Here is a 13,526-nt window from a genome sequence, read left to right as displayed (position 1 = left end):
AGGCTGCGTCCCGCTACGCCGCCGGCGCAGGCAGATTAAATCTCGACCTCTGCAGGATGCTCCGCACAACACAGTTCAAACCAGGGCGCCCCCTTCAGAGATGCGGCGGAGATGATAGTCGGCATCTCCAAAGATTCTCTCGGCCATGGTCAGTCGCTTGAAATAATGACCGATCTTGGCCTCCATGGTCATGCCGATTCCGCCGTGCAGCTGGATCGATTCCTGCCCGATGAATTTGCTACTCCTGCCGATCTGTACCTTTGCCGCCGAGACCGCTTTCGTCCGTTCAGCTGGATCCTCGAAATCGGCCGCCATGCTGGCGAACATCGCAACCGAGCGCGCCAGCTCAAGCGCCACGAACATATCTGCGGCGCGGTGCTGTAGGCTCTGGAAGGACCCGATCTGCACGCCAAACTGCTTCCGAGTCTTCAGATATTTCACCGTTTCCTTCAGCGATTCATCCATCAGGCCGACCGCTTCCGCGCAGAGCGCAGCGCAGGCCTGATCAACCACGCGCTCGATCAACGGCAAGGCGTTTTCGGGATCGCCCATCACGGCATCGCTACTCACCTCCACTCCGGTGAAGGTGATGTTCGCGGCATGCAGGCCGTCCTGGGTCGGGTAGGTCTTCTTGGAGATGCCTTTGGAGTCGGCCGGCACCAGAAAAACGCCGATACCGCTTTTATCACGTTGGGCTCCTTTTGTGCGCGCCGTCACAATCAACGAGTCGGCGTTCTCGCCGTTGATCACAACGAGTTTTTCACCGTCGATCACCCATCCGTCGCACTTCTTGCTCGCCGACACGGTAATGTCATGTAGGTCATATCGCGAGTTCTTTTCGAGTTGAGCGAAGGCAAAGCTCTCCCGACCGGCAACAATGGACGGAATATGCGCGGCCTTCTGCGCGGGTGAGGCGCCATGGCGGAGGAACCCGCCGCCGATCACAACTGTCGGCAGATAGGGCTCGAGCACCAACGCCCGTCCCAAGCCTTCCATCACGATGCCAATCTCCACTGCACTGGCGCCGAAGCCACCATCAATTTGGGAAAATGGCAGGCCAAGAAGACCCTGTTCGGCAAGGCGACTCCAAATCTTTCTGCTCCAGCCGCCCTCCTCCCTTCCGCATTTCTTGCGCTCCTCAAAAGTGTAGATATTGGTCAACATTCGATCGCAGCTCTCCTTTAGGAGCCGCTGCTCTTCCGATAGATCGAACTCCATTTCTTACTGCCCTCCGACGAGAGAACGCGTTGGACCTATTGACCTCAACAGTTGCGGAGAGGGAGATGAGCTAAAGTCCCAGAACCCGCTTGGCGATGATACTGCGCTGGATCTCGTTCGAGCCGCCGTAGATCGAGACTTTCCGGTTGTTGAAGTAGCTAGGCGCGATTTGCGTGGTCCAATCCATAGCGGTGGGGCTGTTCGGATGCTCGTCAAAGGGCGCGGCGAACGGACCGATGACTTCCATGAGCAATTCGCTGGTAGTCTGCTGGATCTCCGACCCCTTGAGCTTCAGAACCGAGGATGCCGGATTTTGCGTTCCCTTCTCGTGCTTGCCCTCGGAGGCCACGACACGGAGCTGGGTAAGCTCGAGCGCCTTCAGCTCAATCTCGCAGGCAGCTAACTTCTCGCGGAACGCCGCATCCTGGATGATCGGCTTGCCGCCGGATTCGACCTTGCCCGCGAGATCCCGGATGCGGCGCAGCCGTTCCTTGGAGACGCCCACGCGGGCAATACCCGTGCGCTCATTCCCGAGCAGGAACTTTGCGTAGTCCCAACCCTTGTTCTCTTCGCCGATGAGGTTCTCATAAGGCACCTCGACTTCGTCGAAGAAGACCTCGTTGACCTCGTGACCACCGTCGATCGTTTGTATCGGGCGCACGGTGACCCCCTTCGACTTCAGGCTGAACACGATGAACGAAATCCCCATTTGCTTCTTGGCACTCGGATCGGTGCGGCAAAGGCAGAAGATCATTTCCGCGTACTGCGCGAACGTGGTCCAGGTCTTCTGACCAGTTATGATCCACTTATCGCCTTTGCGCTCAGCTTTGGTCTTGAGCGAAGCGAGGTCCGAGCCGGAGCTGGGTTCCGAAAACCCTTGACACCACCAGTCGTCGACATTGGCGATGCGCGGCAAATAGTATCTTTTCTGTGCCTCGTTACCGAATGTGTAGATAACCGGGCCAACCATGGAAACGCCAAAGGCGAGCGGCACCGGTGCCGGATACATCTGCAGTTCCTCTTTGAAGAGATACTGCTGCACCGGGGTCCATTCCGTCCCACCATATTCTTTCGGCCAGTGGCTGACGCCCCAACCCTTTTTGTTGAGGATGCGCCACCAGGCGACCATCTCCTGCTTAGGGATGTCACGGCCTTCGGCCATCTTACGTCGCATCTCCGCCGGCACATTATCATGAAGGAACTGGCGAACCTCTTCGCGGAAGGCCTGTTCTTCTTTTGTGAATGCAAGTTCCATCAAATTCGTCCTATGAGCGATGTAGGGCAATATCGAGTCTGTCATCCAAGGCGCCTACGACGCAAGATCGTTAGACCCATACATTCGTGTGCATCAGAGAAACTAAAACTGGATCAATTGAGGAGTCCGTCGGAAGAGCCTTGATCTAATCACGTTCGGCTGTTCTCAGCGTCTTTGTTGGGAGCTCAAAACTCGAGCTAGCCTTGGCTTCACTTTCAAACACTGCTGGTCTCCATCAACAGAATTAGGGTATGCGCAGGTACTCCGGCGCTTTTGCGTCTTTCTCGGAAGGGGAACAGATGCCGGATTGACAACCGGCGAGAGTTGGCTCTGCCACTATCTGCGGGAGTCCGCTCTTCCACTATCTCAAGAGCAACACTCGTGCCATTCGAAATATGCCGATTTTGTTGAGCAGCGTCGGGCGCTTGCATCCGGCAGTCGCCCCGCACCTGTTAGAAAGCGAACAAATTCTGGCAGTAGCGATTGTTGCGAATGCCGCAAACTCATTGAATGGTCTGTCGAGCTCGATGCCGCAACTGTCACTCCCTCGTGAACCTGGAGAAAACATGAAATCTCAATTGTAAGGCAAAGGGATCGAGTTCTCAAAAAGGGATCGAGTTCTCAACATGCGCCACCCTTCGATTGCTTAGCCTGGCCTATTGCGTCGTTCATCGCGCAAATCCATTCTTTTGTTGTGCTCCTCTACGAGTGGGTTTTCATCCATGGCGGCGGCGCCCAGAAGTAGACCCAGGTACACGACTTAAAGTGGTTCGAATTCGTAAGACACATGAACAGAGATCGACCTTGCCATCTCGGAGCAGGTCGCGCGCAAGCCGAGCTCGAACGATGCTCGCTCGAGTGATTTTGGACTGGGGATCTCAAAATACACCGCAGCCGGCATGACCAGATGCGTTTGTGCCAGCTTCGGGCGCGCACTGCTCCTTCTTGGGCGACGCTGGGCCACGGAAGCCACCAGCGTGCCATCGACCCTGAAGATCAGCCCTCGCCTCAAGACCGGTCCACTTTGCCCGATCGGCGGCTGCCTGGCAAAGAGCCGCCAGTAATCGGCGCGGAACGGTTGGTGAAACCACATCACGTGATCGAGGCTTCCGGACATCATTCGTTCGTCGAACAGGGTGCTGCCATAACGCGCCAACACCGCATCGAGCGTATCCATCCGGTGGAGGCCGCCTTGCCGAGTGAGGCGTGTTGTTGAGTACTGTCCTTATGGACATGTGTGGACGCCCCCGTTAATGCAAGAAGAATCTTTTCGAATGAGTCTGGAGCGCGCGATCGGGTGCTGACATGTGTCCGGCCTAGCCGTTACATGCCGCCGGCCTGTATGGGATTCGCGGAGCGGGTCCAATTCAGTGATGCGCGCTCGAGGCGCGTGTTCATAATCTGGTTTTCCCGATCCCGTCTCTGACCGTTGCGCCATACTCTCCGTTCGACCTTCTCACATCGTAGGCAGCGGGAGAACTAGCCCACCGCGGCTGGAGCTCCATATATTCCGCCCCTCGCTATCAATGCCCAGACTATCCGCGCCATCTTGTTAGCCAGGGCGACAATCACCAGCATGGGCGGCTTACGACTTAACATGTCCATGAGCCAAGGATTAGAAGAGCCGTTGCGCCTTGCCCATCGCACGGCAGCACTCGCGCCGATGATCAGTAGTCTGCGCAATGTTCGCCCACCCATGCGAGAAGTTTCGCCAAGCTTCTGCTTTCCTCCGGTCGAGCGCTGCAGCGGCGTTAAACCGAGCCACCCAGCAAAATCACGGCCTTTCTTAAAGGCCTGGGCTGCCGGAGCTAGTGCAACAAGCGCCGTCGCGGTAATCGGTCCTATGCCGGGAACGGTCATCAACCGCTTTGCTTCAGCATCCTCTTTAACACGATAGGCAAGTTCTTGGTTGCTCTTCTGTTTTCATGGCCACGAAACGCATGGTCGGCCGCTGTGCGGCTTCACAGATGGCTTCCGCGTCCGCCATGTCGTTCTTTTGTCGTTTAACAAACGGCTCGACGTAGGGCGGTGCAATGAGGCGGATCCGACGTCCGAATTTTGCGATCTCCCGCGCCCAGTGATGGCTACTAGCGCACGCTTCCAAGGCAACGGTACAGGCCGGCTGCGTAGCGAAAAACTTAAGCACCTGGTCCCGCCGGAGCTTCTTGCGGAGAGTCACTGTTCCTGAGACATCCGAGCAGTGGACTTGAAACACGTTTTTCGCCAGATCCAGCCCAATTGTGCTAACTGCTAACATAGAAACCTCCGTCTCAAAGATGATGAACGATGCCACCTTGCCACAAGGATGGTGCGAGGGGGCGTCCACCCCATCAGTGATAGGCGCAGTGCCCAAGTCGAACGGCTTGAGGTGGTGGACACGGGGCGGCGGCGATGCTGGTCCGAGGATGAGAAGCTCAAGATTGTTCTGGAGAGTTTACAGGCGCCGCGCCAGGTCGCGCAACAGCGCGGCGGTATGGCGTTTCGCGCTCATTGCTGCTGCGATGGCGACGGTCGTTTCGGTCTGAGCCAAAGGATGCCGCCGATCAACCTGGCTTCGTACCGGCGGTAGTGGTCGCGGAATCAGGGCCGATGCCTTGTCCAGTCGCGCCGTCCAGCAGCAGCGGATCGATCGAGATCGAGTTTGCGGCCGGGGCTCGGATGCGGATCACGGGCACGATCGATGCGGCGACGCTGAAGGCCGCGGTGGCGGCTCTGGCAGATGGACGGGCGCGGTGATCCCCATTGCGTCGGGCGTGCGGGTGTGGATTGCGACCGGCCACACCGATATGCGTCGCGGCATGAACTCGCTGGCTTTGCTGGTGCAGGAAGCGTTCACGCAAGACCCACACGGTGGCGACCTCTATGTGTTCGGTGGCAAAAGCGGCAAGCTCATCAAGATCCTTTGGATGGGCTGGGCATGTCACTCTATGCCAAACGGCTGGAGCGCGGCCGCTTTCTCTGGCCGTCGTCGGCTGACGGCGTGGTGACAATCACCCCAGCCCAGCTTGGCTACCTACTGGAGGGCATCGACTGGCGGATGCCGCAACTGACCTGGCGACCGCAGACGGCCGGCTGATCGCTGGGATTTGAATCGGTGGCACGATCAGCGGTCCGGACAGAGACCGCGCCTTGTGATTCTCTGGTCCGCGATCGGCGCCGATGATTCTCTTCCCGAAGATGTGACCACGCTGCAGGCGATGCTGCGCGCCGAGCGAGCGGCCCGGTTGGCCGCGGAGGCGGAAGCCCAGGCGGGGACATTGCTGATCGAGAAGCCCAAGCTCACGATCAAGAAGCTCCGGCACGAGCAGTTCGGACAGTCCTCCGAGCGAGGCGCATTGCTGGATCAGCTCGAGCTACAGCTCGCCGACCTTGAGGAGAACGCGGCGCAAGCTGAGACCGCGGCGCAGATGGCAACCGAGAAGATTGCGGTGCCATCGTTCGGGCGTCGCAAGCCAGCCCGCCGGCCGCTGCCGGGGCATTTGCCGCGGGAGCGCATTGTCTATCCGGTGCCGGCCAACTGCCCATGCTGCGGCGACAGTCGATTGCGCAAGATTGACGAGGACGTGACCGAGACGCTGGAGCTCGTTCCGCGCCAATGGAAGGTGATCCAGCACGTGCGCGAGAAGCTCGTCTGCCGGGCCTGCGAAGCGATCACCCAGCCCCCGCTCCCTCGCATCCGATGCGCGCGGGCGTGCAGGGTCCAAGCTGCTGGCCCATGTCCTGTTTGCCAAGTACGGCCTGCACCTGCCGCTTCATCGTCAGAGCGACGTCTACCAGCGTGAAGGCATCAACCTCGACGTATCGACGCTCGCGGACTGGGTCGGTGCCTCCGCGGCAACCCTGATGCCTCTGGTCGACGCGATCCGGAACCACGTCTTCGCAGCCGAGCGCATCCACGCGGATGACACCACGGTGCCGGTCCTGGCCAAGGGCAAGAGGCGAACCGGCCGGCTCTGGACCTATGTGCGCGACGACCGTCCGTTTGCCGGCCCAGATCCGCCGGCGGCCGTGTTCTTCTACTCGCCCGACCGTGGCGGTGCGCATCCGGAGCAGCATCTGGCGGGCTATGCCGGACTGATGCAACCCGACGCCTACGCCCGCTTTGGCAGGCTCTACGAGGCCAATCGCAAGGGCGGCCCGATCATCGAGGCCGCGTGCTGGGCGCATGGCAGACGGAAGTTCTTTGATCTCGCGCGGCTCAGCAAGGCGCCGATCGCGGCCGAGGCGGTCAAGCGCATCGATGTCCTGTTCGTCATCGAGCGTGAGATCAACGGTCTTGCTCCGCAGGAGCGCCTGCGTGTGCGCCAGGAGCGTAGCCGGCCACCGATCGTCGAAGTGGAGGCGTGGTTGCGCGAGCAGCGCGCCAAGCTCTCCAGGAACAACGACACGACCAAAGCGATCAACTACTGCCTCAGCCGCTGGGATGCATTTAGCCGCTTTCTTGACGACGGGCGGCTTTGCATGTCGAACAATGCTGCCGAGCGCGAGCTACGGGCTGTCGCCGTGGGCAGAAGAAATTGGACCTTCGCCGGCTCCGATGAGGGTGGCCGGCGTGCGGCTGCGATCTACACCCTTATCGCCACCGCCAAGCTCAACGACATCGATCCACAGGCTTGGCTCGCCGACGTGCTCGCGCGCCTACCGGATCATCCCGCCAGCGCATCCACGGACTCATGCCCTGGAATTGGCGACCTCAGAACGTCGCTCAGGCCGCATAAGCGAGGTCAGCCATCCCCCCAAGATGACCTAACCAGGGGCCGTCACCCAACGCGTACGGATCGCTTTCAGCAAGGTCATGAAAAGCGAGCGACAGGGTTGCGCCGTGGCCTTCCTCAAGGCCGCAATCGCCTACTATGCGAGCCTGGGCATCAAAATCGAGCGGGTCATGACCGACAACGGTTCTTGCTACAAATCCATCGCCTTCCGCAAAGGTTGCAAGCGTCTCCGCCTCAAGCACATCCGCACCAAGCCCTATACGCCGAAGACCACGGCAAAGCCGAGCGCTTCATCCAGACCAGTTTGCGCGAATGGGCCTATGCCCGCGCTTACAACACCTCAGACGAAAGAGCCGCTGAACTGCCCAGATGGCTTCACAACTACAATTGCCATCGGCCCCATGGCAGTATCGGTTCGATGCCACCCATCAGGAGACTCGCCCTAACCAGGAACAACCTGTTGAGGCTCCACATCTAGAGCGTGATTTAGCAGTGATGGTTCTGGGACCAACGCTTCGCCTACATTCGAGCACCAATGTCACACTCCGAGCTACCAAGTGGGCCGCGGTTCCGGCGTGCTATCGCTAAAAACAAAGCAATTCATGATAGAGCAATCGAGCTATTTCGCGACCGATCATGTCAACTTCTCTGGCATCGCAGCGGCCGCAGCGTGTTTCGTTTGACGCAAACCCGGCAACCGCGCTTGTACGAGACCCAGGAGGAGAACACTCGTGGTTCAGCGCCAGCGCTTCTCCTCAGCATCGTAGGCGCCGGAAAGCGGATCGCTAATCGCCGTCAGCTGTCGTTTGAGCACCTTATTGCTTGAGGTGGTTCTCGGAAGCGCGGAAGTAAACGCGATGTACCGAGGCCGCTTGAACACGGCAAGATTGTTGCGAGCATGTTCGAGAATGCGTTGCACGAGCAGATTGTCTGGCTTCAGACCTCCTCTCAACTCCACGTAGATCTTGACCTCCTCGCCGCGCCTTGTATCACGAACGGGCACCGCGGCAACATCCGCAATCTCAGGAATCTCCCGGATTATGGCCTCCACCTCACGCGCAGCGATGTTCTCGTTCGAGCGTCGGATCATATCCTTCGTGCGTCCTAACAGCCAATAAAATCCTAGCTGGTCACGCCGCAGCAGGTCGCCTGTTTTGAACCACTCTCCTTCGAACAAGGCGGCATTGGCCTCCGGCCTATTCCAGTAACCGTTAAGTATTCCACGGCCGCTCACCCACAGCTCCCCGACCTCGCCTACCGGCGTCGGTGTTCCATCTTCATTCATCAGCCGCAGGTTACGAAATGTCGAACGAAGTCCGACTGATCCCGAATCGGCCATCTCTTCAAGGTCGATCGGCATCTGCGTGCCAAACCCGATTTCCGTCATGCCATAAGCATCCTGGGTCCGCATACGAAAGCGGTTCCGGAGTTTGCGTACTGTATCAGGACTGCAACCCCACGTCAGGCACTGCTTCAGGAACGTCGCCCCGTCTTCGTCGGCTGCCTCGGCCTGGCGCGCGATCAACTCGGGAAACATGCACCACTCGATGCGGTGCTGTTTGAGCCACCCTATAAAGCGCGTCGAGCTGATTGACGGAGCGAGGTAGAGCGTGCCGCCTTGCCGATACGACTTCATAAGATGCCCTTGAGCATCCACATAGAAGAGAGGGTGCATAGATAGATACCTCTCGTATGGTTGCTCGTCTCCGCTCGCCCATTGGTACGAATTTATACCCCAATAGTCGTGCGTTAACATGCAGCCTTTCGGAAAGCCAGTTGTCCCCGAGGTATATTGAATGTTCAACAGGTCGTTGGGTCGTATATCCGCCTCCACTGGAGAGTCGACGGCTCCCTTAAGCAATTTGTCGAGAGTCGTTGCGGTGCCTTCAGCATGCCGTCCAACGAGAATTACTCGCTCTTTGGCGAGACCTTGGGGCCAGGGTTGCATTGCGGAGAATACTGACTCTACAGACTCGTCGATAACTGCAAACTTAGCCTGTGTATCGCTGAGAACGTATTCGATCTCCCTGGGAGTGTAGCGCATATTGATCGGGACTATCACGGCACCAAGCTTAGCGATTGCGAACCACAACATCGGGAATGCGATACGATTGGGCAGCATCACCCCGATGCGATCGTGCTTGCGTACGCCGAATACACGCAGCGCATGCGCACATTTGTTGGACCATCGGTCCATCTCGGAATAGGTCGCACGCTCACCGCGATCGAAGACGTCGATTGCGATCGTTGATCCGTGCGTTCTCGCCCGCATTGAAACTAGCTGTCCAATCGTGATCGTCTCGTATGCGGACTCCAGCGCCTCAATCTTTCGCAACGACTTTGCGACGTGCCGTTCCAGCTCATCTAGTCTCAATCTTGTCGGGGTTGTCATTGAATACCTTACGGTTCAGGGGATAAATGGCAGTTCTGGTCGAGACTTTGTGGTACGAGCGTTCGTCTGGCAATAAAGCGAGTGGATCGGACCAACAACACGCGCGACTGCTCGCCTTCTATTCTGATGAGTTGCTTGCTAACCACGGGGCAGTTTTGCATCATTAAGAGAGACAGGCGCACTACCTATCCAGGTGGCCTATTATGAGCGTCAGCATTCTAAAGGACGTAGCGTCACAGACTGAACTGCTATTGAAAATCTGCTTCAATAGCTGGTCCCCGAAGGCCATCAAATACGCCCGTAAAAGTCGAGAAGCCTGTGCCACGATCCTCATCATTCTTCGACTTAGCGAAGATGCTCGACAACAATTTGACGTATTATTGTGCGCACAGCTTGGCTTGGGATCGAGACCTCAAGTTTTCAAAGAAGAGAGGCTCAAGGCCCATGTCCGAGACGATCGAACGTTGGCGGCAGTGACCTGCCACTGAATTTTCATCCAGTAGCAGTCAGAGTCTCCAGGGTTTGTACGCCGAGTGGCGCGGGTGGAGCAACGGGCGATCGGCGGAGCTGGTCGGGGTTGCGCAGCCGATCGCCCGTTGCGGTGAATGTGGCAGCGTAGGCCGCCGGGGTGAGGTATTTCAGCGAAGAGTGCGGGCGGTCGCTGTTGTAGTCGGCAACCCACACCGCAATCTTTGTCCTGGCGTCATAGAGATCAAAGAACAGGGTTTCGTTGAGCAGTTCATCGCGCATGCGACCGTTGAAGCTCTCGACGAAGGCATTCTGGATCGGCTTGCCTGGCGCGATGAAGTGCCAGTCGATGCCGGTGTCCTTGCACCAGGCCAGCATGGCGTTGCAGGTGAACTCGGTGCCATTGTCGGAGACAATCGAGCCTGGCTTGCCGCGCCGCTCGACGATCAGCGTCAGCTCCCGAGCCACCCGCCGTCCGGAGATCGACGTGTCCGGGATCGCACCCAGGCATTCCTTGGTGACATCGTCGACGATGTTGAGGACGCGGAGGCGCCGTCCATTGGCGAACTGATCGTAGACGAAGTCGATGGACCAGCGTGCGTTCGGCTTCGCTTCCACCAAGATCGGCGCCCGGCTGCCCGTGGCCTTGCGGCGGGCCCGCCGCTTGCGGACGGTGAGCCCTTCCTCCCGATAAAGCCGGTGGATCCGCGTTTATGCCCGACGGCTCGCCCTCCCGCCGCAGCAGGACGAACAGCCGGCGATAGCCGAACCGGCGGCGTTGGTTGGCCAGTTCGCGTAGCCGGGCGCGAAGCTCGGTGTCTGGCGGACGGCGGGAGCGGTAGCGGATCATCTTCCGGTCCGCGCCCACAATCGAACAGGCCCGCCGCTCCGACAGGCCCATCTTGGCCTCCAGATGCGCCACTGCAGCGCGTTTGGCGGCGGGCCCTACCATTTTTTTGAAAGAAGCTCGCGTAGCGCAGCCGCATCGAGCATCTGCTCGGCCAGCAGCTTCTTCAGCTTCGCGTTCTCATCCTCCAGCACCTTCAGCCGTTTGGCCTCGGAGACATCCATGCCGCCGAACTTGGCCTTCCAGTTGTAGATCGTCGCTTCCGATATCCCGTGCTTGCGAGCCAGGTCGGCGGTCTTCGCCCCGGCCTCATGCTCCTTCAACACAGCAATAATCTGCTCTTCCGTGAACCTTGCTCGCTTCATCCGTCCGTCCTTCTTCGGGGCGGACTCTAACTCCTTCTGGAGGAAATAATCAGTGGCAGGTCAGCAGCGGCCCGCTGATGATGGCGGATCCCCTCCAAGACTGCCGCTCCGGCGAATGTGCGGCCTGGCATCTCAATGGCTATCGCGGCTTCCTGCAGGTTGAAGGCTACGCCGCCTAAAACAAGTTGACGCGCCCCGATCGCGGCAATGATGGCATCACGTTGGCCGGCTGCTGGTCACACAGGCACAAGTTCTATGAGCTACATGTTGCATGAAAGTTTAAGTTGGAACGACGACAATCGAACGCATGGCATTGCGCTGGCGGTTGGAGAGAAGACCGTGCGCGGCCAAAGCCCCCACGCACGGGTTGGTTGACGCGCGGAAGCAAGCCTCCGCGGCCGTCTCGCAGATCGCTTCGACCTCTGGCAGCACACCTTGCGGCGGATCCCCGGGAATCAAAACTGGCCGAGTCAATCCTCGCGCCGCTCTCTCTTCGAGCGCTTCCTCATCGATAACCGCATTGAGCTCGACTCCAACATCGCCGAGGGCGTCATAAGGCCACAGACAATTACAATGAGAGAATAGCTCTTCGCGCACGAACCTGGATCACCTCGCAACACTGATGCAGACGGCGAATATGAACAACGTCGATGCCTTCCTGGCTAGCCCTAGGCTGTGTGGACAATTGTCCTCAACCAGAGCAGAGTTGCCGCGATAGCAGCGCCGGCGAAGTGATTTCGCTCTGCTTTCTTGTATCGCGTGGCGACACGGCTGGACCGCATGAGTTTCGAGAAGCAGCATTCGATCAGGTGACGTTCGGCGTAGAGAGGCTTGTTCAGCGGATGCTTTATGGCCCCTGAGGCCTTCGGAACGACGGGTTGGGCGGCTTTTGAGGCGATCACAGATCACAAAGTATCGGAATCCTAGGCGGTATCGCCCATCACGACCTCGGCTGCGAGCCTCTCGATGAGCGGCTACGGCTGTTGCGCATCGCCGGCTTGACCTGCTGTTAGGAAGAAGCGGATCGGGCAACCCAAGCCGCCACAGCCATATGGATTTTAGCCGGGAGGACGCCGAGCGAACGCCCGAACGCCTGATTTGGACCCCCTTTTGCGCCGCTGGCGCGCGGGCGCGTACGATGGTGGAGGCGACAAGGGTGTTCGAAGTCCGAATCATCTGCGAGTGCTTCGAACATGCGTAGCCAGACCCCTCTGCGCTCCACCGGCTGGAGCGTCGGAAGACGCTATTCCATGGCTAAACGCTTCGGGCCGATCACGCCACGGCGCACCGGTTCGCACGACCCACGACACGCCCCTCGACAAATATCCGGTTGCGCGGCCAGTCCAACCACGCTGATCCGGCCAACCGATGATCAAGCCGGAGATACGGTCGCTATTGCGGGTCGCTCAGAACGACCTGATCCATGCGCCCAAGGCTGCCTCTAAAAGAAGCCCTAGAATCACGCTCCGTCCGAATTGCGGAATCCAATAGTCCCCACAGTCTATCACTTCAACGCATCGGCAACGGCCGGCCAAGCAAGCGAAATCGACGCGCTTATGCGGCGGAAAAACACGCCCTCTGACGGTCGCAGCTTGCCACTCACCACAACAGCCAACTTGCCTAAATTGATCGACAGACTGCGGCGGGCCACGCAGACCATCGTTTCAGCCGGGAACCACGCGCACAAACGCTGCTCCCACATCGCGGGCGCCGTTCGGCGGAACGATCGAACCTTGCAGCGCCGTGATCGATCAGGCGCTGGCTAAATTTCTGTCAGCAGTCCATCACAGACCACGACGGGCAGGGCTCGGCGATCACGCCGGGATCGTGTCCCTGCATTGGGTTAACTGGCGGTGGGACACCGCGTTCGCCGGCAGGAGCCGGACTGGTCAACCGGCGATAGCCGGGAGGCTGACCGTTGGATCATCGCTCAACGGCTCGATTGTTTCCAGCGTCATGTAACGGGCGCGCTGGACGGCCCGTTCATCGTACTGTTCGAGCAAGATCGTGCCGACGACGATGGCGTCCTCATTAGGAAAGATGCCGACGACGTCGGTCCGGCGCTCGATCTCGCGGTTGAAGCGCCCGACCGAGTTGGTAACCGGTATGAGATGTCTCGGTGCCAACGTTCCCGCTGCGGCGTTCTACATTGTGGCGTATGGTTCGACCATCGGGACAGAGGAGACCGGGAGCACGAAGTGCGGGCAGGCAGATGTTATTCGATGAGCCGAGAGCTCGGGTTAGTAGCTGGCCGCCTCTGCGACTC

Annotated in this window: 4 protein-coding genes and 8 pseudogenes; 3 read left to right on the top strand and 9 right to left on the bottom strand. The window is 59.0% G+C overall.

Annotated elements, in window-relative coordinates; all coding sequences use genetic code 11:
• Positions 1–75: 75 nt before the first annotated feature.
• The 5 genes and pseudogenes from pimD to ABIA40_RS01785 all read right to left on the bottom strand — a co-directional run bounded on the left by pimD (position 76) and on the right by ABIA40_RS01785 (position 5,313).
• Positions 76–1,218: a pimeloyl-CoA dehydrogenase small subunit gene (pimD, locus tag ABIA40_RS01805; protein ID WP_404538566.1), complete on the bottom strand. Its 1,143-nt coding sequence runs from the start codon at positions 1,216–1,218 to the stop codon at positions 76–78.
• A gap of 70 nt (positions 1,219–1,288) precedes the next feature.
• Positions 1,289–2,473: a pimeloyl-CoA dehydrogenase large subunit gene (gene pimC / locus ABIA40_RS01800; protein WP_404538564.1), complete on the bottom strand. Its 1,185-nt coding sequence runs from the start codon at positions 2,471–2,473 to the stop codon at positions 1,289–1,291.
• A gap of 937 nt (positions 2,474–3,410) precedes the next feature.
• Positions 3,411–3,641, bottom strand: a pseudogene (locus tag ABIA40_RS01795) (acyl-CoA thioesterase II); the annotation flags it as partial.
• Between the two features lie 311 nt (positions 3,642–3,952).
• Positions 3,953–4,730 (bottom strand): annotated as a pseudogene (locus tag ABIA40_RS01790) (IS110 family transposase).
• A 286-nt stretch (positions 4,731–5,016) separates the two neighbouring features.
• Positions 5,017–5,313, bottom strand: coding sequence for a hypothetical protein (locus ABIA40_RS01785; RefSeq protein ID WP_404546458.1), 297 nt, complete (start codon positions 5,311–5,313; stop codon positions 5,017–5,019).
• Between ABIA40_RS01785 and tnpB the strand changes: the two are divergent.
• The 3 pseudogenes from tnpB to ABIA40_RS01770 form a co-directional block, all read left to right on the top strand.
• A pseudogene (gene tnpB / locus ABIA40_RS01780) lies at positions 5,260–5,549 on the top strand (IS66 family insertion sequence element accessory protein TnpB). The gene ABIA40_RS01785 and the pseudogene tnpB overlap by 54 nt on opposite strands.
• A 121-nt stretch (positions 5,550–5,670) precedes the next feature.
• Positions 5,671–7,191, top strand: a pseudogene (gene tnpC / locus ABIA40_RS01775) (IS66 family transposase).
• Between the two features lie 56 nt (positions 7,192–7,247).
• Positions 7,248–7,666, top strand: a pseudogene (locus ABIA40_RS01770) (integrase core domain-containing protein); the annotation flags it as partial.
• Between the two features lie 258 nt (positions 7,667–7,924).
• Here ABIA40_RS01770 and ABIA40_RS01765 read toward each other — a convergent pair.
• The 4 genes and pseudogenes from ABIA40_RS01765 to ABIA40_RS01750 form a co-directional block, all read right to left on the bottom strand.
• Positions 7,925–9,580, bottom strand: coding sequence for a class I adenylate-forming enzyme family protein (locus ABIA40_RS01765; protein WP_404538561.1), 1,656 nt, complete (start codon positions 9,578–9,580; stop codon positions 7,925–7,927).
• A 492-nt stretch (positions 9,581–10,072) separates the two neighbouring features.
• A pseudogene (locus ABIA40_RS01760) lies at positions 10,073–11,260 on the bottom strand (IS3 family transposase).
• A 668-nt stretch (positions 11,261–11,928) separates the two neighbouring features.
• Positions 11,929–12,685 (bottom strand): annotated as a pseudogene (locus ABIA40_RS01755) (IS5 family transposase).
• Positions 12,686–13,149: 464 nt separating this feature from the next.
• Positions 13,150–13,368 (bottom strand): annotated as a pseudogene (locus ABIA40_RS01750) (transposase); the annotation flags it as partial.
• Positions 13,369–13,526: the final 158 nt, after the last annotated feature.

The organism is Bradyrhizobium sp. USDA 223, from assembly GCF_044909005.1.
In the GTDB taxonomy this organism is placed as follows: domain Bacteria; phylum Pseudomonadota; class Alphaproteobacteria; order Rhizobiales; family Xanthobacteraceae; genus Bradyrhizobium; species Bradyrhizobium yuanmingense.
Note: the sequence above shows the minus strand (reverse complement) of the source record. Positions and strands in the feature narration are given on the sequence as shown.

Excerpts from the sequence above, each read along its gene's own strand:
- ABIA40_RS01765 (WP_404538561.1), bottom strand. The coding sequence starts at position 9,580 with ATGACAACCCCGACAAGATTGAGACTAGATGAGCTGGAACGGCACGTC.
- pimD (WP_404538566.1), bottom strand. The coding sequence starts at position 1,218 with ATGGAGTTCGATCTATCGGAAGAGCAGCGGCTCCTAAAGGAGAGCTGC.
- pimC (WP_404538564.1), bottom strand. The coding sequence starts at position 2,473 with ATGGAACTTGCATTCACAAAAGAAGAACAGGCCTTCCGCGAAGAGGTT.